Source organism: Paenibacillus taihuensis, from assembly GCF_003386535.1.
Lineage (GTDB): Bacteria > Bacillota > Bacilli > Paenibacillales > Paenibacillaceae > Paenibacillus_Z > Paenibacillus_Z taihuensis.
On the sequence record NZ_QTTN01000039.1, the window covers coordinates 1 to 24,417 of the forward strand.

22 protein-coding genes and 1 pseudogene are annotated in these 24,417 nt (G+C 54.9%); 6 read left to right on the plus strand and 17 right to left on the minus strand.

Features of this window, described 5'->3' with window-relative positions; genetic code table 11:
* Positions 1–806 precede the first annotated feature (806 nt).
* On the minus strand, positions 807–1,640 hold the full coding sequence (locus A8990_RS24590; RefSeq protein ID WP_116191688.1) for an MBL fold metallo-hydrolase: 834 nt from the start codon (positions 1,638–1,640) through the stop codon (positions 807–809).
* A 353-nt stretch (positions 1,641–1,993) separates the two neighbouring features.
* Here A8990_RS24590 and A8990_RS24595 point away from each other — a divergent pair, with 353 nt between their 5' ends.
* The gene (locus tag A8990_RS24595; protein WP_116191689.1) at positions 1,994–3,007 is read left to right on the plus strand and encodes an NAD(P)/FAD-dependent oxidoreductase; all 1,014 of its coding nucleotides are present in this window, start codon (positions 1,994–1,996) and stop codon (positions 3,005–3,007) included.
* Here the strand turns inward: A8990_RS24595 and A8990_RS24600 are convergent.
* Complete coding sequence (locus A8990_RS24600; RefSeq protein WP_116191690.1) at positions 2,982–4,442, minus strand: DEAD/DEAH box helicase; 1,461 nt, start codon at positions 4,440–4,442, stop codon at positions 2,982–2,984. The genes A8990_RS24595 and A8990_RS24600 overlap by 26 nt on opposite strands.
* 200 nt (positions 4,443–4,642) lie before the next feature.
* Here A8990_RS24600 and A8990_RS24605 point away from each other — a divergent pair, with 200 nt between their 5' ends.
* Complete coding sequence (locus tag A8990_RS24605; RefSeq protein WP_116191691.1) at positions 4,643–5,866, plus strand: helix-turn-helix domain-containing protein; 1,224 nt, start codon at positions 4,643–4,645, stop codon at positions 5,864–5,866.
* A 106-nt stretch (positions 5,867–5,972) separates the two neighbouring features.
* On the opposite strand, the gene A8990_RS31310 is transcribed toward A8990_RS24605, so the two are convergent.
* The 12 genes from A8990_RS31310 to A8990_RS24665 all read right to left on the minus strand — a co-directional run bounded on the left by A8990_RS31310 (position 5,973) and on the right by A8990_RS24665 (position 16,719).
* Positions 5,973–6,296, minus strand: a complete 324-nt coding sequence (locus A8990_RS31310; RefSeq protein ID WP_147306864.1) for a hypothetical protein — start codon at positions 6,294–6,296, stop codon at positions 5,973–5,975.
* Between the two features lie 230 nt (positions 6,297–6,526).
* Positions 6,527–7,003 carry a transcription elongation factor GreA gene (greA, locus tag A8990_RS24615; RefSeq protein WP_116191693.1) on the minus strand — a complete coding sequence of 159 codons (477 nt, stop codon included), beginning with the start codon at positions 7,001–7,003 and terminating at the stop codon, positions 6,527–6,529.
* Between the two features lie 207 nt (positions 7,004–7,210).
* Complete coding sequence (locus A8990_RS24620) at positions 7,211–8,833, minus strand: AraC family transcriptional regulator (protein WP_116191694.1); 1,623 nt, start codon at positions 8,831–8,833, stop codon at positions 7,211–7,213.
* A gap of 108 nt (positions 8,834–8,941) precedes the next feature.
* Complete coding sequence (gene rlmN / locus A8990_RS24625) at positions 8,942–10,003, minus strand: dual-specificity RNA methyltransferase RlmN (protein ID WP_116191695.1); 1,062 nt, start codon at positions 10,001–10,003, stop codon at positions 8,942–8,944.
* A 108-nt stretch (positions 10,004–10,111) separates the two neighbouring features.
* Positions 10,112–10,717, minus strand: a complete 606-nt coding sequence (locus A8990_RS24630; RefSeq protein ID WP_116191696.1) for a carbohydrate-binding family 9-like protein — start codon at positions 10,715–10,717, stop codon at positions 10,112–10,114.
* A 188-nt stretch (positions 10,718–10,905) separates the two neighbouring features.
* Positions 10,906–12,177, minus strand: a complete 1,272-nt coding sequence (locus A8990_RS24635; RefSeq protein ID WP_116191697.1) for an MFS transporter — start codon at positions 12,175–12,177, stop codon at positions 10,906–10,908.
* Positions 12,178–12,184: 7 nt separating this feature from the next.
* On the minus strand, positions 12,185–12,628 hold the full coding sequence (locus tag A8990_RS24640) for a MerR family transcriptional regulator (protein WP_116191733.1): 444 nt from the start codon (positions 12,626–12,628) through the stop codon (positions 12,185–12,187).
* A gap of 237 nt (positions 12,629–12,865) precedes the next feature.
* Positions 12,866–13,246, minus strand: coding sequence for a rhodanese-like domain-containing protein (locus tag A8990_RS24645; protein WP_116191698.1), 381 nt, complete (start codon positions 13,244–13,246; stop codon positions 12,866–12,868).
* A 43-nt stretch (positions 13,247–13,289) separates the two neighbouring features.
* On the minus strand, positions 13,290–13,607 hold the full coding sequence (locus tag A8990_RS24650) for a rhodanese-like domain-containing protein (RefSeq protein ID WP_116191699.1): 318 nt from the start codon (positions 13,605–13,607) through the stop codon (positions 13,290–13,292).
* A gap of 241 nt (positions 13,608–13,848) precedes the next feature.
* Entirely contained in the window at positions 13,849–14,676 is an 828-nt protein-coding gene (locus A8990_RS24655) for an ABC transporter ATP-binding protein (protein ID WP_116191700.1), read from the minus strand.
* A gap of 20 nt (positions 14,677–14,696) precedes the next feature.
* Positions 14,697–15,737, minus strand: a complete 1,041-nt coding sequence (locus A8990_RS24660) for a FecCD family ABC transporter permease (protein WP_116191701.1) — start codon at positions 15,735–15,737, stop codon at positions 14,697–14,699.
* Positions 15,730–16,719 carry a FecCD family ABC transporter permease gene (locus A8990_RS24665; RefSeq protein WP_116191702.1) on the minus strand — a complete coding sequence of 330 codons (990 nt, stop codon included), beginning with the start codon at positions 16,717–16,719 and terminating at the stop codon, positions 15,730–15,732. The genes A8990_RS24660 and A8990_RS24665 overlap by 8 nt, the downstream gene beginning before the upstream one ends.
* A gap of 230 nt (positions 16,720–16,949) precedes the next feature.
* Between A8990_RS24665 and A8990_RS24670 the strand changes: the two genes are divergently transcribed.
* Both A8990_RS24670 and A8990_RS32305 read left to right on the plus strand, forming a co-directional pair.
* Entirely contained in the window at positions 16,950–17,990 is a 1,041-nt protein-coding gene (locus tag A8990_RS24670) for an ABC transporter substrate-binding protein (protein WP_425463928.1), read from the plus strand.
* 138 nt (positions 17,991–18,128) lie between these two features.
* Entirely contained in the window at positions 18,129–18,278 is a 150-nt protein-coding gene (locus tag A8990_RS32305) for a hypothetical protein (protein WP_245996194.1), read from the plus strand.
* Here A8990_RS32305 and A8990_RS32310 read toward each other — a convergent pair.
* From A8990_RS32310 to A8990_RS24685, 3 genes and pseudogenes are all read right to left on the minus strand, one after another.
* Positions 18,221–18,421: pseudogene (locus tag A8990_RS32310) on the minus strand (catalase); the annotation flags it as partial. The gene A8990_RS32305 and the pseudogene A8990_RS32310 overlap by 58 nt on opposite strands.
* Before the next feature lie 194 nt (positions 18,422–18,615).
* Entirely contained in the window at positions 18,616–20,514 is a 1,899-nt protein-coding gene (locus A8990_RS24680; RefSeq protein ID WP_116191704.1) for an LTA synthase family protein, read from the minus strand.
* A 31-nt stretch (positions 20,515–20,545) separates the two neighbouring features.
* Positions 20,546–21,193, minus strand: a complete 648-nt coding sequence (locus A8990_RS24685; protein WP_116191705.1) for an antibiotic biosynthesis monooxygenase family protein — start codon at positions 21,191–21,193, stop codon at positions 20,546–20,548.
* Positions 21,194–21,367: 174 nt separating this feature from the next.
* On the opposite strand from A8990_RS24685, the gene A8990_RS24690 reads away from it, so the two are divergent.
* Both A8990_RS24690 and A8990_RS24695 read left to right on the plus strand, forming a co-directional pair.
* Positions 21,368–21,844 (plus strand): MarR family winged helix-turn-helix transcriptional regulator, encoded by a 477-nt coding sequence (locus A8990_RS24690; RefSeq protein WP_116191706.1) that lies wholly within the window; start codon positions 21,368–21,370, stop codon positions 21,842–21,844.
* A gap of 56 nt (positions 21,845–21,900) precedes the next feature.
* The gene (locus tag A8990_RS24695) at positions 21,901–24,405 is read left to right on the plus strand and encodes an ATP-binding protein (protein ID WP_181909767.1); all 2,505 of its coding nucleotides are present in this window, start codon (positions 21,901–21,903) and stop codon (positions 24,403–24,405) included.
* The last annotated feature ends 12 nt before the right edge of the window (positions 24,406–24,417 follow it).

The window sequence follows — 24,417 nt, forward strand, 5'->3', positions numbered from 1 at the left end:
CCTCCATAACCTCGCCTTAACCGTCACGGTTTCGAACAAGGGTTACCGCTTCTTAGCGGAGACGATGAGATCTCCTTGGGTCACGTCAACCGACTTTCCCCCGAAACCAGTCCTCCTAACTTCCAGAGCCACTGGTGGTATTGGACCTCCCCTTCTTTTGCAGGGTTATCCGGCTCTGTCAGCCAACTTGGTATGCCGCCTGTTCCGGGTTTTGCCTTCGCATCCTCCGCACCTCTCCTCGCGGACAAAGCACTATGCGTCAGCTATGCACTTCCGCCACCTCGCGGTGTGCTAGAGACTTTCACTCCTTAGTCGATTGCGCTGCCAAGCGCACAAAAGACCGTAAGCCCATTCGCTTACGGTCTTCATGCAATGTGGAACATAAGGCGCGCCTCTGTGCCGCCTGTCGTAGGTGGCAGGTCGGAATCATAATCATTGATTACGATCGTGATTGGGAACGTAATCGTGATTGCGATGCAGCGCGGTTATCCTTGTCTTTCCCTTGCTGGGGCCCGTAAAGGCCGATGGACAATGAACAGCTTATTCAATTGAGACGTGTGGGCAATGTTGCGGACCGTCATGTCAATCGGCCTCCTTCCTGTTTAAGATAGTGTTTATGATAATGGCAGCAGGGAATGAATGTCAATACAAAAATAGAAAATAATTATCGGACAAATTAATTATATTTATCACTCGTGTTGCGCGTGGCTGGCGCGTGAGTGTGGCGTGATTGGTGTGTGATAGATGCGTGAGCGGCGCGCGAACAATGCATAACCAGTGCGGGACCAGTGCGGGACCAGTGAGAGTTACTCGCTGATCTGCAGCTCGCGTTCGAACAGCGTCTGGTTGCCGCGGTGGAATTTGCGCATGTTGCGCGGGAACTTGCAGCCCTCGATCAGCCTGTCGATCGCAGCCTGGTCGCCCGCCCGGACAGCCGCCCGCATCGCGGCAATGTAAGCCAAATCCGACTCTTGGCGGCGTTTCATCTCGCCGTGGTCGGTGGTTGAGTTGCCATGACCCGGGATAAGTCGAGTAATGGCGCGGTTCGCGAGCATCGTATCGAGCTTCCGGATGCTCGTCTCGTACTCCGTGCTGCTGAAGTAGATATACGGGAACTCGATGTCCGACCAGTAATCGCCTGCGAACAGCAGCCCGAGCGGCTCAATGACGGTATAGATGCCGTCGTTGTTGTGACCCGGTGCTTGGTAGAAGGTCAGGCGCGTTCCGCCTTCGCTCAGATTCAGTACTTGTCCATCTGCTTCCGCGCGGTGCGTGACCGTTGGATAGGCGATCTCGTAATCCCGCTCCAAGTAGTACGAATGCTCGAAGTCGCGAATTTGCTCGAGAATTGCTTCTTTATCCGCATCCGGCTTATCTGCCAAAGCGGCGGATGCAATGACCGCCGCGTCCGCGAACGCCCCGTATCCGATGATATGGTCGAAGTCGGAATGGGTGAATAGCACGTACTTCGACCTGTCTCCAGCGAGGTTATCCGCATATTGGCGAATCTCCTCGACCTCATGCGGCAGCCAGCACGGATCGACAATAATGACTGCGTCCACCGTTTCTACGACTGCGGACATGGTCTTGTACAGCGCGCTCTCGAACAAGGTGAGCGGGCCGTCTTGCAGTTTGATCATTGGGGGTGGTACCTCCTTTTAAGATAGAGTTCGTTGTCCGAATATGTGTATCCCTGAGGGTCACTCTTGCACCTAATTCCCCGGATTTCCGCCTATGTGTAATCCTGAGGGACACTCTTGAGTCATACTTCGCACATATTCGTCTATGTGTATCCCTGGAGGACACGCTATTTCTCCACCTACCGATTCTCAACCAATGTAGATACCTGGAGCACTCTCTTTTGCCAAAATCCCCAGTCGGGAGATTGATTCCCGCCGTTCTGGAAAATAATAATCCGACAAGTCTGCTTAGGCTTCATCTTCAACTTCAACTTCAACTTCAACTTCGACTTTGACATGTAGGGAGATTCGTCATGATTATGGATTGCATCATTATCGGCGGCGGCATTGCCGGACTGCAGGCTGCCATTCAGCTCGGGCGATATGCTTCGCACCGGGTGCTTGTCATCGACTCCGGCGACGGCCGGTCCGCGATATGCCGCAGCTATCGCAATCTGCTCGGCTACCCGGACGGCGTATCCGGCACCGAGCTGCGCGAAGCCGGCATGCGGCAGCTCGCGGCATACGGCATCGACGTCGTACACGACACGATCGTCGATGCTTCCCGCGCCGCGGACGGCCACTTCGTGCTGCGCGGCGCCGGCGAAGGCGAAAGCAGCAGCAGCGCCACATACAAGGCGCGGACGCTGCTCATTGCCACGGGCGTCATGGACCGGTTCACCGACTATCCGGGCCTGCGCCCATGCCTGGGGCTCACCGTCTACGTGTGCCCGGACTGCGACGGTTACGAAGTGAAAGACCGCCGCACCATCGTGCTCGGCGCAGGCGATGTCGGCGCGAACATGGCGCTTACCCTGCGCGCATGGACCGACAAGCTCGTCTACATCGAACAAGCCGAAGCCGAGCCCGAGGCTAAAGCCAATAACGATGCTCAGCAGCGAACCGCTTCAGGCGCCACAAGCGCCAGCATCCGCGCGCAGCTTGAAGCCGCCGGCATTCGCCATACCCAAGCGGTCGTCTCCGCCATCACCGTCGATACCGCCACCGGGCAGTTTCGAGGCGTGCAGCTCGCCGACGGCACCGCCATCGAAGCGGACCGCGCCTTCCTCGCCTACGGCGGCAACGAGGTGCGCTCCCAGCTAGCTCGCCAGCTCGGCGCAAGCTTGCACGAGAACGGCCATGTCTGGACCGATCCGCGCAGCAAAATGACGAGCGTGCCCGGCGTCTGGGCCGCCGGCGACGTCGCCGTGCATGCGGAGCAGGTGTCGATCGCGATGGGCGAAGGCGCGCAAGCGGCGATCTGGATCCACAAGCTGCTCATGGATCCCGCCGCGAATATCCCTACTTATTCGCCACATGCACCTTGAGCAGCTTGCCCTTGATCGTCGTCTGCTTCATCGCCTGCAGCACGAGCTGCCCTTTGCCGTTCAGAATGTCGACGAACGTGGCATTATCTTCAATCGAGATAATGCCGATATCGTCGGCAGTAATGCCTTCAAGCTTCGCGATCGTCCCCACGAAGTCGACCGCGCGCAGCTTCTTCTTCTTCCCGCCGCCAAAATACAGCTTCGTAATATCCTGGCTCAGCAGGTCCCGCCGGTCCACACGCGGCGCCTCTTCCTTGCCAAGCTTCGCCTCGAATGCCCGCGAAGCCACAGCCAATTCCTCCGCCGTCGGCATCTCCGCACGCGGCAGTTCAAACCCGATGTAGCTCTCGATCTCCTCGAGATACCGCTGCTCACCCGGCAATACAGCGAAAGTAATCGCTTCGCCGCTCATGCCGGCACGACCTGTCCGGCCGATGCGGTGCACGAAATTCTCTTTATCCATCGGCAAGTCATAGTTAATGACATGCGTGATATTCTCAATATCGATGCCGCGCGCAGCCAGATCCGTCGCGACCAAGTAGCGGAACTCTCGCCTGCGGAACGCATGCATGACGCTGAAGCGGTCATTCTGCTCCATGCCGCCGTGCAGCTTGTCGCACGGATAGCCCCAGCGCTTCAGCTGCCGCGCCACTTGGTCGACCGTCTCCTGCATCCGGCAGAACACAATGCAGTTGTCCGGATTCCGAGTTACCGTGATCGCCCGCAGCAGCTCCAGCTTCTCCTGCTCCTGAGCAACCGAATAGAGCGTATGTGTAATCCGCTCTACCGTCACGCCGCCTTCCGCCTCGATCTCGATATCGACAGGGCTTTTCATATACTCATGGCAGAGCCGCTCCACATCAGGCGGCATCGTAGCCGAGAACAGCAGCGTCAGCCGCTGCGTCGGCAGCAGCGCCATAATCGCCTCCACCTGCTCGATAAAACCGCGGCTCAGCATCTCGTCAGCCTCGTCGATAACGAGATACCGCAGCTTCTCGACCTGCAGCGTGCCGCGCTGAATATGATCGAGTACCCGTCCCGGCGTTCCCGCGATGACGTGCACCTTCTGCTTCAGCTCAAGCCGCTGCTGCGCGAATGGCTGCTTCCCGTAGATCGCCACCGCCTTTATCCGCTTAAATCGGCCGATATTGATCATATCCTCCTTGATCTGCCCGGCCAGCTCCCGCGTCGGCGTCAGAATGAGCGCCTGCGGCTTATTCTCCTCCCATGCGACAAGCTCGCAGATCGGAATGCCGAACGCCGCCGTCTTGCCGCTCCCTGTCTGCGAGCGGACAGTCATATCCCGCTGCGCGAGCACCTGCGGAATAACCTCGCGCTGCACGGGCGTCGGCTCCGTATAGCCAAGGCTATCTAGCGCACGGACGATCTCCTCGCTTAGCGGATATGACTCAAAACCTGTCTTTTTCGATGACATGCATAGACTCCTTTTGCCGTAACAATATAGTTGATTCCAGTATAGCGGTTTTTTGAAGCTATGAACAGCAATTTGGCATAGGTCCACCCGTTGGAAACTAAATACAAATATGTAAATGAAGGATTTTCAAGCATTTGCGCCGAATTCCCCCAATGTAGCGCACAATCCGCCCGCCAAGAAAACGAAAGGGGCTCCTTCCGATGCACGAAGGCAAGATTATCAAGCTTTACCGGGAAAAAGCCCAGCTAACGCAAGAACAACTCGGAATCGGCATCTGCTCGGACACCCATATTAGCAAGATCGAACGCGGCATTACGGACTACTCGCCCGAAATTGTAACGCTGCTCTCGGAGCGGCTTGGTATCTCGTTAGAAGAGGAACTCTCTCGGTTCAATAAGCTCAAGAAGCGGCTGTATGACTGGCACGACGTCATCGTGAAGCAGATCCGGCCGGAAGTTGAAGCTATACGCGGAGAGCTCGAGCAGGAGATGCTGCTATCGATCTCTGAATATCAAACCCTGTACCTCCTGCTGCAGATCAAATATTTGCTGTTCATGAATGAGGCCGATAAAGCGCATCGCATGATTCAGAAGATCGCGAAGTCGAAGGATCAGCTGCCTGCTTTTGAAAGCAATCTCTTCAAACATGTGCAAGGCATCTACTATTTGGCGCGGCAGCATTATCACGAAGCCATTGCGATGCTGAAATCGATCAATGAGAAAGAATATAACAACCCTGAATTCTATCACCATCTGGCGGTAGCCTACCATACGCTGAAGTCGGAGGTCATGGCTTACTTCTACGCGGAGAAAGCACGCAACTACTTCAAGGAGATCAACTGCTTCCTGCGTGTAATTGACTCGGAGATGCTGATGCTCATTCAAGTACAGGACGACCACGGCACGGAGTTCGACAAGGTGGTTACCCGCTTCGAGAACTTGATTCAAAGCAGCGACATGGTCGGTGCCCCTGACCGCAAAGCGCGGCTCGTGCATAATTTGGGGTACGAGCTGTATCGCCGCAAACAATACAAGCAAGCAAGCCTATTGTACAAACAGTCGATGGAGCTGAAAAATCGGCGGACCGGCCCTTACTTGCTGTCGCTGCATGGATACCTGAGAAGCTGCTACGACGGTGAACTGCTCCCTAACGAACAGGTCGAGCAGCTTGCGCAAGAAGGGCTCGCATCCGCAGTATCGATGAAAGAAGCGCTCTATGTATCGCTGTTCAACCTCGTTCTCTACAAAATCCGCAAAGATGAGTTCCAGTACCACACTTATCTTCGCGATGAAGCACTGCCCATTTACCGGAAACTCGGCCATGTACTCCTGATTGAGCAATCCGAGAAAGAGCTGTTCCAGTATTATTGTCGGACAGGTGAGACGGCAGCTGCTCTGGAAATAGCTCATGCGCTCATTGACTGATGAATAATGACATTTCACCCCAAACAAATAACCCGTGAGACAAGCCCTCCGCAAAGGGTGTCGCCTACGGGTTATTTGGCGCGGATTCGCTATGGTTTATGCTGGACTATTTTCTGGAACGTTTCTTAGTGGATTTCTTAGCTCGTTTTGCACTCGATACCCGAGCTTTTTTGCCTCTAGCCATGACGTCAGTCTCGGAATACGTGTAGCAGTGGTTGTAAACAGGGCAGCAGTGATGCTGCTTCACTACATTGACAGCATGAACGACGTTGACCAGCTGCGGATGATAGACATCTTCATATAGCGTAACCGGCGGATCATACATCGTTTGTGTAGGACAGTCTGGACAGAACTCCCCGCCAGTGTTTGCTCCAGCGACGTTGTTGCCAGGACCCATTCCTGCACCTGCTAATGCTTGGTGGTAATTCACTAAGGAATCACTCCTTCCTCTTAATGGAGTACACCACATACTATGCGTTATCGAATGCGGCGGCCTGTACGCTTGACACGGAAGGCCATCGCCTCTTCTTCGCCAGCGCATTAGCGGCCAGGATGTATGCCAGGGAACAGCAGCAGCCCGCATGTTGGCGCATAGAAAAAGACAGGCATCCCGCTCCCGATCAGGAGCAACAGACACCTGCCTTACTTGAATAAGCCGTATTAGAACGCCTTGACTTCGAGCAGCTTGTACACGACTACACCCATCGGGGCGTTGACGTTGATGGAATCCCCAACCGATTTGCCAATCAACTCTCTGCCAAGCGGGCTTTCATAAGAAATTTTGTTCTCTGCCACATCCGCCTCTGCCGGCGCGACGATTTGATACGTGATCTTCTCATCAAACTCGACATCATGCACTGTGACCATCGAGCCTACCTGCACTGTGCTTTTGTTCGGATCAGCTTCGACAACACGCGCGGTTGCAAGCATTTTCTCAAGAATAATAATGCGTGTTTCCATGAACGATTGGTCGTTCTTCGCGGAATGATACTCGCTGTTCTCCTTCAGGTCACCGTAGCTGATGGCCAGCTTAATGCGAGCCGCCAGTTCCTTGCGCTTCACATACTTGAGGTCGTCGAGCTCCTCTTGCAGCTTGTCATAACCTTCTTTGGTCAAAATCACTTCTTCTTTCGACATCGATCCAGCTCCCGTTCCACTTGATTCCTCTATTTTAGCCTATTTAGGGCCTAAAGTCTCTTTCCTCTTGCCCACCTTTGTCATTGTTGACAAAAAGTTGTTGCCCTATAAGAGCTTACCCAGCATGCTTCTCGTCTTATTCCTCCATGTCAGGTCCTTACAATAAAAAAAATGCCCCCGCAAGGGAGGCATCTGAACGCCAGTATTTTACTTGATCGGCACGTAAATGTGGAGCTCCGAGTCGGCCCGCCCCTCCTGAAATCCGGGACCGTAGAACTCGAAGTCGAAGCTGCACGCGTCGCCTCCATCCATCTCTTTCCGTGCTTCCCCGGACGCCGGAAGCCACTCACCGTAAATATATCCGAATGTTTCGCCGAGCAGCTCTGTGGAGCCTACATGCGTGAACACCGCGTATTTGCCGCCGGGAATGGTATAGCCGGTAACGCCCCCTGGTAAAGCAGACAAGTCGGCTACTTGAACGCCTGCCACGTACGTGAACTGCCCGCTGCGAGCATCAGCCTGCGGTTCGTAGAGCTCAAGCCCGAAGCAGCTCTCCTCGCTCACTTTGCCCGGAATTTGCGCCCACAAGCGGCTAAGCTCCTTCCAAGCGGCTGCAATGTGACGGTCCTTCGACGTATCTGTCTGACACACGACCCCTGCAACATGCGCAGCTTGACGCACTTCAATCTTCGGCTCTCTCATTGTACACGCTCTCCTTCTGAATAATTGAGGAGGCTCCCCGAATCGCTTCATAAACGAGCGGATGAAAGACTCGTGACTGCCGTAACCGATGTCGAACCCGATGCGCGTGCCGGATTCGTCCGTGCTTCTCAGCTGGCGCGCCGCATAAGCGAGCCGCCGCTCGCGGATGTATTGGGACAGCGTCGCACCCGTGCAAGCGCAGAACAAGCGGTGAAAATGAAACGGCGAGTACCCCGTCATCCGCGCCAGCTCCTCCAGATGAAGCTCCTCCTGCAAGTGCTGCTCGATGAATTCGGCCGCGCCGATAATACCCGCGTACCGCTCTTCTTCATTCATCGGATCACCTCCCCTTATCCTCATTGTAGAGCGACGCCGCTTGCCGAACCTGACAATCCTTGCGGTCTTGCCGAGAGGTATGTAGTACCCCACACTGGCGGAAATCGGCGGGAAATTGGCAAAGAGAGGTACGTAGTACCCCACATTGGCGGAAAGCGGCGGGAAAGCAGCAAAGAGAGGTACGTAGTACCCCACATTGGCGGACATCGGCGAGAAAGTAGCAAAGAGAGGTACGTGGTACCCCACATTGGCAGAAAGCGGCGAGAAAGTGGCAAAGAGAGGTACGTAGTACCCCACATTGGCGGAAAGCGGCGGGAAAGCAGCAAAGAGAGGTACGTAGTACCCCACATTGGCGGACATCGGCGAGAAAGTAGCAAAGAGAGGTACGTGGTACCCCACATTGGCAGAAAGCGGCGAGAAAGCGGCAAAGAGAGGTACGTGGTACCCTACATTGGCGGAAATCGGCGAGAAATTGGCAAAGAGAGGTACGTAGTACCCCACATTGGCGGACATCGGCGAGAAAGTAGCAAAGAGAGGTACGTAGTACCCCACATTGGCGGAAATCGGCGAGAAATTGGCAAAGAGAGGTACGTAGTACCCCACATTGGCGGAAATCGGCGAGAAAGCGCCAAAGAGAGGTACGTAGTACCCCACATTGGCGGAAATCGGCGAGAAAACGGCAAAGAGAGGTACGTAGTACCACACATTGGCGGAAATCGGCGATAAAGCGCCAAAGAGAGGTACGCAGTACCCCACATTGGCGGAAATCGGCGATAAATTAGCAAAGCGCATCCGGAAGTGTGATTCGATTGCGCTCTATTTGTCCAGCGATCGGAACAATGATCCGAACGCGCAGCGGTTGATTTTACCTGACCCATATACTCACTTCATACCGGAGTTTTATACCGAAGCCTTGATCTGTTTACTCCGCAGCTGTCCGCACGCAGCATCAATGTCCGTGCCGTGCTCGAGGCGCACGCTCACGCTGACATCCTGCTTCTTCAGCGTATCGTAGAAGACGCGGATCGACTCCTGCTCGCTGCGCTGGTACTGGCTGTGTTCATCGACCGGATTGTACGGGATCAGGTTCACGTTGACCTGCTGGCGCCGATCGCCGATCAGCTCAGCGAGCTCAAGCGCATGCTCCTTCTGGTCGTTCACGTCCCGCAGCAAAATATACTCCAGCGTCACGCGGCGTTTGTTCTTGCTGAGGTAGTAATCGATCGCTTCCATTAACTCTTCGATCGGAATCGCCCGGTTGATCTTCATAATGCGCGTGCGCAGCTCGTTGTTCGGCGCATGCAGCGATACCGCCAGGTTCACGCCGACGTTACGGTCGGTGAACTCGCGGATTTTGTTCGCGAGCCCGCTCGTCGATACCGTGATATGGCGCGCGCCAATCGCGAGCCCTTTGTGATCCTTGACCACGTCGAGGAAATCGACCATATTCTCGAAGTTGTCGAACGGCTCGCCGATGCCCATGACGACGATATGGCTGACGCGATCCCCGCCCCCCTGCGCATCTAGGTGCAGCTGCACCTTCATAATCTGGCCGACGATCTCGCCTGCCGTCAGATCGCGGCTCTTGGCCAGCAGCCCGCTCGCGCAGAAGCTGCAGCCGATGTTACAGCCGACCTGCGTCGTCACGCAGACGGACAAGCCGAACTTGTGGCGCATCAGCACCGTCTCGATCAGGTTGCCGTCCGTCAGCTTCAGCAGAAACTTGATCGTGCCGTCCGCCGATTCCTGCTTCGTATGCTCGCCCAGCGTCTGAATATCATAATGCGCTGCCAGCTGCTCCAGACAAGACGGATGAACATCCGTCATCTCGCCAAAGCTCGTCACCCGCTTCCGATACAGCCAATCCCACACCTGCAGCGCGCGCGACTTCTTATGTCCGTGTTCTGCAAGCCAGCTGGTCAGCTGCTCGAACGTAAATCCATAGATGGATGGTTTATGCATGATAGATCCTCTCTTCAACACCTAACTGATGTCCCGGTGCACATTCTTTGTTCGTATTGTCCCAAAATTTCAAGGGGAACACAAGGGCAGCAGCCGCCAGCCAGCTATTTATACGAATAAAAGCGTGCCGAACTTGCCAGGCATATGAAACTGGACCGCCCCCGTAGGCTGCCATGCTTGATACTCGCGCACGCCTTCCACGCTCTCGTCGATGCGGTAGAAGTTCACCTTCCAGCGGATGCCCTCTTCCAGCTTCGTCTCGAAGTTGCCTGCCGCCGGAATACGGATCTCATAGAGCAGCTCCCCCGATTCGATTCGGTTTACCGACGTTTGGAGCCCTTCGATATTCCAGCCCAGATCAATATTAACCGCACGATTGTCCTCGTTACCGATCCGCGCATCGAACACGACATTATGCGGACTCACTTCCAGCTCTATATAACCGGTGCCGATGCACCGCTCATCGATGAACACTTCCACGACATCCTGGTTGTACAACGGCTCGTCCTTCTGCGTATAGTCCGATACGATATGCGTATCCTCGCATAGAAACTGAATAAGCAATGCCTCGGCCGTCCAGCCGCAACGCACGCGCGTCCGCTCCGCAGACGCTTCGCCGCTCACCGTATCCGACAGCTGCACCCATTCATGCGAGTCCCAGCCTTCTTGCTCACTCCATCTTTTGCACGCATACACGTTAGCGTCCATGTTCATCCTTCGATTCTCCCCTTCGACTCCAATAGTCACTTTCCTCTATCGTACCAGCTTTCGAGCGCGTTGAGACAATAAAAAAAGCAGCCCCTATAGACTAGGGACTACGATTTTATAACATTTACGTAAACGTTACTTTTTGAACATGCCAAGGTGCATTATTGGGGTCCGGCACAAAAGTATAACTTAACTTAGTGACCCTCTGCCGCATCGACATGCTTCAGATGTTTGCGGTTCAGCCAGATGAAGATTACTGCCAGTAGTACGAAGCCGCCGCCAATGTAGAACGGAGCATGGAAGTCGAACCATTCCGCGAACTTAACTGCATAGTACGGTGCAAGCGCGCCGCCGATGAAACGAAGGAAGCTGTATGCCGCCGAGGCTGTCGGACGCTCGATCGGTGCAGCATTCATAACCGCCGTCGTAATCAGCGTGTTGTTGTTGCCCAGGAAAGCGCCAGCGACGATTACCATCACGATGACAACCGATTTATTCGTCGTCCAGTAGCCCATTGCGAACAAGGTTGCAGCGAACAGAATGAGCTGCGTGCACATGGCTGTAATGGTACCCATGCTCTTCTGCAGCTTCGGAGCTGTAACGACCGATGTGAAGGCAAGCATAAGACCCCAGCCGAGGAACACATAACCGAGACCGTGCACATCCAGATGGTGCATATGTCCAAGCACAAGCGCTGCGTATACAAGCAGTGTGAAGAAGCCGAAGTTATAGAAAGCCGCGGACAAACCGAATACGAACAGTGCGCGATACTTGAGTGCGCGGAACGGATCGAGCAGCGATGCTTTCTTCTTCACTGTCTTGGCAGCCGCTGTTGGTGCTTTAGCAAATGCTCTGGGCATCATGAACAGAATGAGACAGAATGCAATAACCATCAGTCCTGCAACACCATAGAACGGCGCGCGCCATGTGATTGCACCGAGCTCGCCGCCGAGCAGCGGACCTACCGAGATGCCAAGACCGACCGCGACCTCGAACAAAATAATCGAAGCAGCAACGCCGACACGGGACAGCGATACAATCGCGGACAACGCCGTTGCAACGAAGAAGGCGTTACCTAGACCCCAGCCTGCGCGGAGCCAAACGATATCCATCACGTGATCGACACTGCCGGCAAGCGCGGAGAAAATAGCAATGATGACGATACCGCTAAGCAGCATCCGCTTAATGCCAAGACGTGCAGAGATGACGCCTGTAATGAGCATCGCAACCGCCATAACCGCGTTATAGCTGGTGAACAGCAGCGTAAGCTGGCTGTCCGTTGCGTGCAACTGGTCCTTCATCATAGGCAGAATCGGGTCAACGAGGCCTAGGCCCATGAACGCGATAATGCTGGCGAAGGCGATAGCCCATACGGCGATCGGCTGATTAAACATACTTTGTTTCTTGGCAGGAGCGCCTTGGACAGGCGCTTCTGCACGAGCTTGCTGACGTGCCGGTGATGACATGGTTGAATTACTCCCCTTCTTTTGGTGGTGTGGGCTGCTGGTTCAGCGCGTTTGAGACACGTACCTGAAGCTTCTCGATCTCTTTGCGGAACCCCGCGATCTTCTCGAGCTTAATGTCGATCATCTCGAGCTGCTTATCGAGCATCTGCCCGACTTCCATCAGCTTGAGACGTCTCTGCTCAGCCTCTTCGGTGAGGTGATACGCATCCCGATGCTGAACGATCTCCTCGCGTATCGCTACGAAATCGACCAGCTCCTGCAGTGAGAAGCCGAGAACATCACGCGCATCGACAAGCTGCTTCAGCCGATCGATATGCATCCGAGTGTACAGCCTGGTTCCGCCCTCTGTACGCTCTGGCGCTGGAAGCAAGCCAAGCTCTTCATAGTAGCGGATCGTGCGCTTCGTTAGACCGGAAGCCTTGGCGACATCGTCAATTTTGAAACGTTCCACTGCTTGTTGAACCCTCCCTTCAATCATCCGATTGTTATTCGTCGTTGATTTCATCTTACTCCTATTATAACGTTAACGTCAACGTTAGATTTAATTCGCAAATAGTTGCAGTCAGACCATCCAGCATCGATGCTAATGTGACCGAGTGCGGTGGATTTCATGCAAAAAAGAGCCCTATTGCCGCTGCAGACCTGTTAATGCCAAGGTGCCAGCCTGAAAAGGACTCTCTTATGAACGTTAACGTGAGATGCGGCCGCTCCACACACTAATGCCGCCCCGCAGATGCGAGATGTGGCTATAACCGCCCCGGCCCAGCATTCGCGCCGCCGTCTTGCTGCGCATGCCGCTGCGGCAATACAGCAGCAGCTCGCGCTCCTTCGGAATTTCATCGATTCGCTGCCCGAGCTGCGACAACGGAATGTTGAGCGCGCCCGGAATGGCGCCGCTCTTGAATTCGTTCGGCTCGCGAACGTCGATGAGCATCGCTTCGGGAGCTGTTTCAAGCTTGCTGCGGAAGTCTGCTTCCTTCAGCGTGCGGAGCCCTTTCACCCTGCCAAAGCGCGTATAGGCGAACCAAATGACAAGCACAATAAAAAGTAGATTAATTGCCGTTTCCAATGTAACTTTAGACGCCCCTTTCGATTGCTAACGCTGTTCCCTGCTAGTCCTGCACAAGCTCGCCTGTCCAGCTCATAAGGCCGCCCGTCAGGTTCACGACATCGAAGCCTCGTTCGCCGAGCAGCTCGCAAGCGAGCGCGCTTCGACCGCCGCCTTTGCACATCACGATGAGCTCGCGTCCTTGCGGCAGTTCTTGCAGCCGCTCCTGCAGCTGACCAACCGGAATATGCACCGCTCCTGCCAGATGACCCGCCGCCCATTCGTTCGGCTCGCGAACATCAAGCATGAAAGGCTGTTCTCCCTCGCTCAGTCGTGCAGCGAGCTGCCCAGGCGTTAATTCTTTTGCGATTCGAAATCCCATTGTTGCCGTCCTCCTCAGGATGCTTATAATTAGTCAAGATTTAAGTATTAAGAGTTAAACAGTTAAAACGGCCCTTCACGAGCAGCTCGTCTTCCATCAAGCGGAGCACGCCGCGTTCACGGAGCATATACCCCTATGGGTATACTAACGAACGCAGCTTACCCTGTCAATGCCATCTCCGCATGCAAAATAAGGCTGCCCGCCAGTCTGCATCAGACTACCGGACAGCCACAATTCGAACCTATACAACCTCTGCTTTGGCCGTTATAGCCGCAGCAGATCGCCTTCTTCCCCTGCCATGCGGAATGCACAGCGGCGTTCCGTACAGCGGATCAGGGATAATATCGCATTTGAGTCGGAATACCTTCTCGATCAATTCCTCATCGATAATTTCATCCGGTCGTCCCTGCGACTCGACCAGTCCGTCTCGAATCGCAACGATATGATCCGCATATCGGCACGCGAGATTGATATCGTGCAGCACCATGACAACGGTCCGCTGCTCCCGGCGGTTCATCGCGTCAAGCAGATCAAGCACCTCGATCTGGTGCGTCAAGTCGAGGTATGTCGTCGGCTCATCGAGCAGAATGATCGGCGTTTCCTGCGCGATCGTCATCGCGATCCATGCCCGCTGCCGCTGGCCTCCGGATAACGAATCCACGGACCGCTCCGCCAGCTCAGTCATGCCGGTCGCCGCAAGCGCGCCCTGCACGCTCGCTTCGTCCTCTCTCGACCATTGCTTCAGCAAGGACTGGTACGGGTATCTGCCCTGCTTCACGAGCTGCAATACGGTCAGCCCTTCCGGAGTAACCGGCCCCTGCGGCAGGATCGCCAGCTTGCGCGCGACCTCCTTCGTCGACATGCCCGCAATATCCGCGCCCTCCAGCACGACAGAACCGTGCTGCGGCTTCAGGAGCCGCGCCATCGAGCGAAGCAGCGTCGACTTCCCGCAGCCGTTGCTCCCGATGAACACGGTCACCTTCCCCTTCGGAATGGAGAGATTCAGATTTTCAAAAATATAGTTACCTCCGTAGGACAACCCGAGTCCCCTAGCTTCTAAATGACTCATATTGATTTCCTGCCTCCCTGCTAGCTGCGATTCCGGTTCCGATAGAGCAGATACATGAAGAACGGCGCGCCGATTGCCGCCGTCAGTACGCCTGCCGGTACGTCGTTCGGCAGGAAAGCCGTGCGCGCGACCACGTCCGCGACGAGCAGAATGAGCGCCCCGAGCAGCGCGCTGACCGGCACGACGCTGCCGAAGGACGAGCCGACCAGCTTGCGCGCGATATGCGGCGCCATCAGGCCAATGAACGCGATCGCCCCGCCGATGGCAACGGCGGCACCCGCGAGGCCTACGCTAAGCGCGATGAGCAGGAGCCGCTGCCGCTGCACCCTCGCCCCGGCGCTGCTGGCGACGTCGTCGCCGAGCGCCTGAATGTTCACGTTCCTTGCCTGCAGCCACGTCAGCGGCAGCAGGATGAGCACCCACGGCAGCAGCGTCATGACATCCTTATCCCAGGATGTCCCGTAAATGCTGCCGGTCATGAAAGTAAGCGAGCGCTGGGCGAGCGCCATCGGCCCGGAGATGATGAGCATATAGGAGACCGACTTGATCGCGGCAGAGACGCCGATGCCGACGAGAACGAGCCGCAGCGGCTCCACGCCGCGCTTCCACGCGAGCACATACAGCAGCGCGGTCATAAGGAGCGCGCCGGCAATCGCGAACAGCGGCATCCAGTGGATCGATACGGCGCCGCCGAACAGGAAGATGAACAGCACGGCGCCAAGCGATGCGCCCTCTGTCACGCCCGTCACATCCGGCGAAGCCAGCGGATTGCGGATGATGCCTTGCAGCACGGCGCCTGCGACCGCGAGCGATGCGCCGACGAGAACGCCGATGACGATGCGCGGCAGCCGCAGCTTCTCGATAATGACTTGATCCATCGGCTTGCCCCCGCCGAGGAGCACCTTGATGACGTTCAGCGGCGAGATCGGTTGGCCGCCGCTGCCTGCGCTAATGATCGCTGCTACGATGCAAAGCACGAGCAGAATAAGCGATATCCAGACCGTTCGCTTCTCGATGAGAAACGAAACCTTCGATGTGCGGAATGTTTGATATTTACCCATGGCGCGTTCTACCTTTCCTGGCGATATAGACGAAGAACGGAACGCCGATAATCGCCGTCATGACGCCCACGGGCACTTCTTTGGGCATCGCGATGTAGCGCGAGCCCACATCGGCCGCTACGAGCAGGAGCGCGCCGTATACCGCGCTGTACGGCAAGATCCAGCGGTAATCGGTTCCGACCATGTAGCGGACGATATGCGGGATGATAATGCCGATGAACGCGATCGGTCCCGCTGCGGCAACTGCAGCGCCAGCCAGCAGGATGATCGCAGCCGCGGCCAGCACCTTGATGTGCGCCGTGCGCTGCCCAAGCCCCGCCGCGATATCGTCGCCCATCGCGAGCACGTTCAAGTGACGCGGCAGGAACAGCGCGATGACCATGCCGACCGCCATATATGGCCACACGGCGGCTAGTTGCGACATCTCGCGTCCTGCAACGGAGCCGACCAGCCAGGCGAGGATCTGGTCGAACATTTTGCCATCCGTCAGCATAACGCCCTGCGTCAGGGAAGCGAAGAACGCAGCCATCGCTGCGCCGCTCAGCGTGACCTTCACAGGCGTCATCCCGTCCCGTCCGATACTGCCGAGGGTGAATACGATTGTGCCGCTGATTGCCGCGCCCAGCAGCGCCACGAGCGTGAATGCGTGCAGCCCGGACACGCCGAACCATGCGCCTGCCACGATAATGAAGAACGTCGCGCCGGAGTTTACCCCAACCGTGCTCGGCGAGGCGATCGGGTTGCGCGTGATGGCCTGCATCAGCGCTCCCGCAACGGCGAGGCTGGCGCCAACCGCCCCGGCAATGAGCGCGCGCGGCAATCGCGCCGTGCGGACGATGAGCTGTTCATTGCTCGTGCCGCCGTGGATGATCGAGTCCCATACGACCCGAAGCGAAATATCTGTAACGCCAAAAGAAATGCTGCAAATAAGGGCTATAACAAGTACGGCGAGCGACAACAACAAATATAAGGCCAATCTCATAAGCGCGCATTCTTCCCATCTGGGCGAACCTCGTAAGAGGTACCCTTTTATACTCGTCAAATTTTAGTAGCATCCACCTCTGTTGTCAATGACACTGAGAATCATTATCAGTTTTTTATTGACAACTCCAGCACTTAGCCGTTATAGTTGGTACCTGTTACTGATAACGATTCTCAACGTCATGATCAGCTCGATCAGAAAATCGCATTAAGCACTAGGGGGAAATGAATATGTTTGCACCACGCACCACCTCCACTCGCCGCCGCGCTGTCCTGTGGACGATCTTGACTCTCGTTTTTGCCGTTGTAATTGCAGGCTGCGGGAACAGCTCGAATAATACGGGAAGCACAAACAACACGTCGGCGAACACCGAATCGGCCAATACGAACAGCGAGGCTGCTGAGCCGGCTTCCGATACAGCAACACGCACAGTGAAGCATGCCATGGGTGAAACTGAAATTACAGGCACGCCGAAGAAAATCGTCGTTCTAACGAACGAAGGAACGGAAGCACTTCTCGCCCTTGGCATAAAGCCGGTTGGCGCAGTGAAATCGTGGACAGGCGACCCTTGGTATCCGCATATCAAGGACGAGATGGAAGGCGTAACGGTTGTCGGCGAAGAGAGCCAGCCGAACCTTGAGCTTATCGCTGGCCTGCAGCCGGATCTCATTATCGGGAACAAGATGCGCCAAGAGAAAGTTTACGAGCAGCTGAAGGCGATTGCGCCAACCGTAATGGCAGAAGACCTGCGCGGCTTGTGGAAGGTTAACTTCAAGCTTTATGCGGAAGCTGTTGGCAAGACCGAGGAAGGCAACAAGCTGATCGCCGACTTTGATGCACGCATCGACGACTTCAAGGCAAAAGCCGGCGACAAGCTGAATCAAACGGTATCCGTCGTTCGGTTCATGGCAGGCAAAACACGCGTTTATCATACGAACACGTTCTCCGGCATTATTTTCGATCAAATCGGCCTTGCACGCACGGAAATGACGAAGAACGCGAAGGATACGTTCGTCGACGAAATTACGAAGGAGCGTCTGCCTGAGGCGGATGCGGACCGGATCTTCTACTTCACGTATGAGACGGGCGACGGCAAAGCGAGCGACACGGAGAAGGAATGGACGAACGATCCGCTTTGGAAGAACCTGAAGGCCGTGAAGAACGGTCAAGCGTACAAAGTGGACGACGCGATCTGGAATACAGCCGGCGGCATTAAGGCAGCGAACCTGATGCTGACGGAGCTTTTCAAAATTTATGGACTGACTGAATAGTTATAGTTTAAGCGTGCTGAAGCGACCCCTTGCGGGTCGCTTTTTTGTCGTTATTCGGAAGCGCGGGAGAGTATGTTTTTCTTCGGTTGGTAACAATACCCTTGGCTAGTTTTCATTTACTTCGAGAGGAGCTTACGCGTGAACAAGAATCAACATGACGCTCCCGGCGGCGATTCGAATCAGACGCTGACGACCGGGCAAGGTCATCCTGTCACGGATAATCAGAACATTCGCACTGTCGGGGGCCGCGGTCCGAGCACACTCTGGAACAGCTTCGCCCGAGTATAAGGAGCAACAGGCTTGTCGCCCACTTTGCCGTAGGCCTCGAAGACGCCATGAGCGCCAGCGCCGCGGCCATGAACGAAGCGCTCAGGGATGCGCTCTCAGTCGAATAGACTGATTTTCTCGATAAAATGATAGTTCTCAAATGTGGGGTACTACGTACCTCTCTTTGCCACTTTCTCGCCGATTTCCGTCAATGTGGGTGAAAGCTATCCCCGTCGGCCTTCTCGCTGCGCCTAGCCGCTCCCCGAGCCCGCCTCGCAGCGCCACACCGCACACGCGCACAATCCAAAAAGAGCAGTGACCCAAGGGTCTGCTCTTCTTCCGCATTCACTCTATATCCTTATTCCCTTTTCCCCGTAACAGCCGATACCGGCTTATCCGCTTCCGTCTTATCCGGCAGCTGCTTCACATAGCTGTCTGACAGATTCAGCAGCTTCAGCGTCCGGTTGTACTGGCCATTCGTAATACCCCGATCGACCGTGCTGCCATTCGCCAGCGAGTAATTCGTGCCATCCTCATACGCGATGCCTGGCATGAACAAGAAATCATTCGTAATAACGGAACCCGACGGCAGGAAGTGGCGCATCGGAATCATATCGGACGGCTGGTTCAACAAGTCTTGGCCGAAATGAATTTGCCCATCCATCGACACGCCGGCCAAGTTCGCAATCGTTGGCATAATATCGACTTCTCCGCCCATTTGCGAGACTACTTTCGGATAGGTAACGCCTGGTGCATGGAGAACGGCACCGATCCGGAACATGTCGGTATACCCGTATTCATGGCCGAGCATCTCGGCAACCAGATCCTTCTCCTTGTTATCCAGCGAGTAGAGCGACAGCCCTTGGTGGTCTCCGTAGAACATAATGATGCTGTCGTTCCACAGACCGCTCTCCTTCAGCCCTTCAATGAACTGGCCAAGCGCATAGTCGGCATAATTCTGCGAGCGGATATAGTCACCGACAAGCGTTCCCTCGAAACGCTCAGGCAGCTGCATTTTGTACTTGCGCTCCGGCAGGTCGAACGGATGATGCGCGCTCATCGAGATCACTTGCGCGTAGAACGGCTTATCGCTCTCGTCCATCTTCTTCAGCTCCGGAATCGTCTTCGCATACAGCACTTCATCGGAAGAACCGAATGCAACGTGATCGTCATCGCCGTACCAGGCTTGGTCGTAATACTTATCCCAGCCAATCGCGCTGTACAGCTCCGTCCGATTCCAGAACTCGATGGCATTCGTATGGAATGTCGCCGTGTCGTAACCGTTGGCATGCATCAGTTTCGGGAAGCTTGGAAGCGCCTTGGCCACGTTCGTATCCGTCGCCGCTTCGTGCTTCGGCACATATAGCGATGTATTCACCACATACTCGGCATCCGAGGTCGTGCCTTGCCCAACCATCGTATAGAAGCGGTTGAAGTGGAAGTTCTCCGCCGCCAGCTTGTTCATATTCGGCGTAATTTCCTGACCGTCGATTTTCAGGCCGATGAGGAAATCCTGGAACGATTCCATCTGCAGGATAATGACGTTCTTACCCTTGTCTGCACCGAAGTACTTCGGCTGCAGCGGCTGCTCGATCCCTTTCAGCCTATCGATCTCGCTCTGGGTGATTTGATCCATCGGGACGAGGTCATCATCTTCCGTCGAATCCGCGAAGATCGTGTACACCTCATAGTTGAGAATGCCCATTTCCTCCGCCTGTTTGTTTTCGTTCATGCTGGCGCGGTTCGGCCAGATGTTAAGCAAGCACAGCATCAGCGACACTGCGAACAGCGCGATAATGCCGCGTTTCTTCCGCACCGGGCGAGCGCTGACTGCCTGCTGGTACGAGACGTTCTTCGGACGCCACAGAATGAACGTAAGCACGATAATATCGACGAAAATAAATAAATAGTACGGGTCCAGCAAAGAATACGTACTGTTGCCGACCTGCGTTACCTTATCGGCCTGACGGAGCGCATGGTACGTAACGATAATTCCGTAATATTTGTAATACATGAGGACGGTAAAATAAAGTAACGTAAACAGCAGGTTCACGATCATGTAATACAGCATTTTGCGTTTGCTCGCCAGCCATTCAATCAAGCAGAAGACGACCCAGAAGAACGGAATTTCCGTTACGACGGTCATCCATGAAGGTCCCTCGTCGAACACGACCGACCAAGCCAATAAACCCTTGACCAACAATATAATGGTAAAATAAATAAATCTGCGGTTAAGCAGCCTTCTCAGAAAAGGCACCCCACATCAGCTCCCTCTAACGTTGCTAGCACTATGCACTTCCTCCGACAACATGAGCCAGCTCGCACAAATGCAGCTGCGGCGGCTTCGGCAGCACGCCGAGCACCGTAGCCATGATGCCGAGCGGATATCCCTTGGCAAACGAACCGAGCACCTCTTTCTTGCGCATGCTCGCTCTGAGCTGCTTGCTTGAATCGAACTGACCGATATTGATGGCCAGCGGCTGATCGACACTAAGCAGCAAATTCGACGATACGTACCCCGGTTGTTTGCGCATATAGGGGATTGTATGCTCGAAGTGGGCGATCAGTTCTTCTCGTTTCTCCGGAGCAAAGTGAACGATGTTCACAAAATGCGATAAATTCGAACCTTGCTCGATCGACGTGAAGCCTTGATTCGTCCGATGATCGCTAATTTCTACTGTAAAACGGTTCGGCGCCGCCGTTTCCTCCGCAGTCGTGTCGACATGCGCGAGCGAAATGACATGCTTGCCGCCAGTCGCACGCAAAATAGCGCCGCTCCGCACCGATCCGTCATGCCAGACCCGGTCTATGGCGCTGATCGCATGCTGCACCTCAACCTTCTGTTTATGCCGGTATGGCGCAGGCAGCACCTTCAAGCGGACAAGTTGCCCGACGCCCTGCCTTAATTGCAGCACCGGATTTAATTCGCCTTTCATCTCTGTTATTCACCCCGCAAAGACCCCATTCATAGAGTCGCTAGAATAATACAATTGATTGTCCGGTCAATTAGTTGTAAGATACAACTATCGATATGATTGTATTATACAAGTTTTTAAGATGTCAATTACCGTTCAGAAGTTGACAAAAAAGTGAATAAGCGGTGAACGAAAATGATTACAGATAACAGCACGATGCAGCTGCTGCAGCAGGAAATGGCAATTTTCATACGTCGGGCAGAAGCCGCCCGCATCGCATATTTGAGCGAGCATGACTGCGATCGCTCCACTTATTTATTGCTTCAGCATTTGAAGAAGAATGGGCCGGTCGGCTTGAAGGCAATGTCGACCTCGCTGCAGCTCGATATTTCCACCGCGAGCCGGCAGATCGCGTCGCTGGAAGCCAAGGGCTTTGTCGAGCGCACCTCCGATCCGAAGGATGCGAGAGTAAGCCTCCTGCAGCTGTCAGAGGAAGGCAGCAGCTTCTTACGCCGGGCGAAGGAGCTTCGCCATCAGTTCTTTACGCTTCTACTTGGGGAATGGTCGCAAGAGGAATGTGAACAATTCGGCCAATTGCTGCAGAAGTTTAACCAAACGGTCGAGCAATTTCGACAACGGAAGATATCCCTATTAAAGGAAAATGAGCAATAAGGTCGAATAAATTCATTACAGCATCCTACTAAAGAAGTAGAATGGAGTCCTGCGTAATGAATACAATTCGCGATTTAATTACTAATCTCTCGATTTTATCTGTATTTATTGTGATTGCCGGACAATTGTTCTATAACAAAGAGCCGAATATCATCCGCACTTGGCGTTACAAGCTGGCCGTTGGCGTTGTCCACGGTCTTTTTGGCATTGTGCTGATCCTCTTCGGCGCCGCGCTCGACGATCGCCATGTCATCGACTCCCGATTCGTATCGATCCTCATGTCCGCCTATTTCGGCGGCCCGATTTCGTCCGTCATAACAGCCAGCATGGTGATCGTATTCCGGACCATACAAGTGCCATCCCTCTTCGTGACCGTTCTTTGCGCCAATATGATTATCGCGCTCGGCTGCGGGTTCATCTCGATCAAGCTGCGCTCACATACGCGCAAGTGGCTCTATATGCTGCTTTTTTTAACTACTGTGCTCGTTGTCGATTATGTATTCGTGTTCAACTTCCCCCTTCAGCCTTACGTCGCTGAGCATCTCGCGATTAACCTTATTGGCGGATCCACAACGGCTCTGCTATGGCGCTTCTTCAGACGCAACCGCGAGCTCGCCCGGCAGATGGAGCTGTTGAAGAACGAGTATCATGAGGTCCTTCGCCTGCAGCCTGGCCTCATCTACAAAGTGTCCGTGCAATCGTCTCGCTATTTGTGCACGATGATGACCGGTCAGCTTCTGGAATCGCTTGGCCTGAAGTCAGAAGATATCGTCGGATTGTATTGCGATGATATTGAAGCGCTGCCCAGAGAAACGATTACTCTGCTTCAAGTCCACTACGGCAAAGTGCTCCAGACCGGCGAGAAATCGAGGTTCGAGGTCCATATTGCAGGCGTTGAGCTGCTCGTCGCCATTCAGCCGGTATTCCGGGACGCCCTGGTGAAGGAGCTCATCGTCTTCTTCACCGACATTACCGAACGCCATAAGCGCATACTCGCCGATGAAGCGAACCAAGCGAAGAGCCAGTTCCTTGCGACGATGAGCCACGAGATCCGCACACCGCTCAGCGGCATTATCGGGCTGACGCAAATTCTAATGAATACGTCGCTCTCCAGCGTGCAGCAAGAGTACTTGTCCAAGATCAATTCCGCCTCGAACGCCCTGCATTCGATTATTAACGATATTCTGGACTTCTCGAAGATCGAAGCTGGCAAAATCGAGCTCGAGCATGTGCCGATCCAGCTCGACGCCTTCTTCGGCAAGCTATCGGATATGACCGGACTGCTTATCGACAATAAGCCGATTGAAGTGCTGTTCGACATTGCGGACAACTGCCCGGGTACAATCATCGGCGACCCGCTCCGTCTGGAGCAAATCATGCTCAATCTGTGCGGCAATGCAATCAAGTTCACGGAGTCCGGCTCCATACATATTAAAGCTGAAGTCATCGACGATGCCGAGGCCGCGCGCAGGATTCGATTCAGCGTGCAAGATACGGGCATCGGAATTTTGCCGGAGCAGCTGAAGCAACTATTCCGCCCATTCTCGCAGGCGGACAGCTCGACAACGCGCAAATACGGGGGCACCGGGCTCGGCCTCATCATATGCAAGCACTTGGTCGAAATGATGGGCGGCACGATTGACGTCGCCAGCGAGAAAGGGCAGGGCAGCAAGTTCACGTTCCAGCTGCCGCTCGAGCAGGCTTCTGAGCTGCCGCTGCCTGCGGCTGCCATGTTCAAGGAGCTGGCCGGACGGCGCGCGCTGCTGCTCGGAAGCCGATCCTTGTCGACGTCCCATATGCGGCAGCTGCTGCTGTCGATGGGAATGGAAGTGTTCGTCTCCGAAGCGTGGCCGAATCAGCCTCTGCACGTAGATGTGGACGTGGTGCTCGTTGATGCGTCGCAGCCCTCGCTCACGACCGGATTATGGACGAACCTGACGAAGGAAGCCCGCCGGAGGCGCATTCCGAGCATCATTATGGCGACGGCCAACGTGCGCAATGCGCTGCTGCATACGACGATAGAAGAGCTCTCGAGCGGCGGCATTCTGCTGAAGCCGATCAGCCGAATTCGGCTGTATCAGCGGCTGGTGGCTTTACTTACGCACGCTGCTGCTCCGGTGCTGCCGGAGCCAATAAGCACGAACACAGTGGCTGCAGCAGCTGCAAGCCGCGGCGCGCGGCGAGTCATTCTCGCCGAAGACAACGAGATTAATCAAATTATCGGGATCGAAATTTTGCAAAGCAGCGGGTATTACGTAGAAGTGGCGAACAATGGCCATGAGGTGCTTCAATTGCTGGAGCAATCGGCTTGGGATGCCATTCTCATGGACATCCATATGCCGGAGATGGATGGCTGCGAGGCGACGAGACGGATTCGCGCCGACAAGCGGTTCGCTTACCTGCCGATCATCGCGCTCACAGCCGATGCGTTCGCACAGAATCACGATAACTATCTCAAAGCCGGTATTACCGATATTGTCACGAAGCCGATTGAGAAGGCCGTCCTGATGCGGATGCTGAACAAGTACTGCGGCACTGCAGCGGCAGTGGATCACGTATAGCTGCAGAGGATA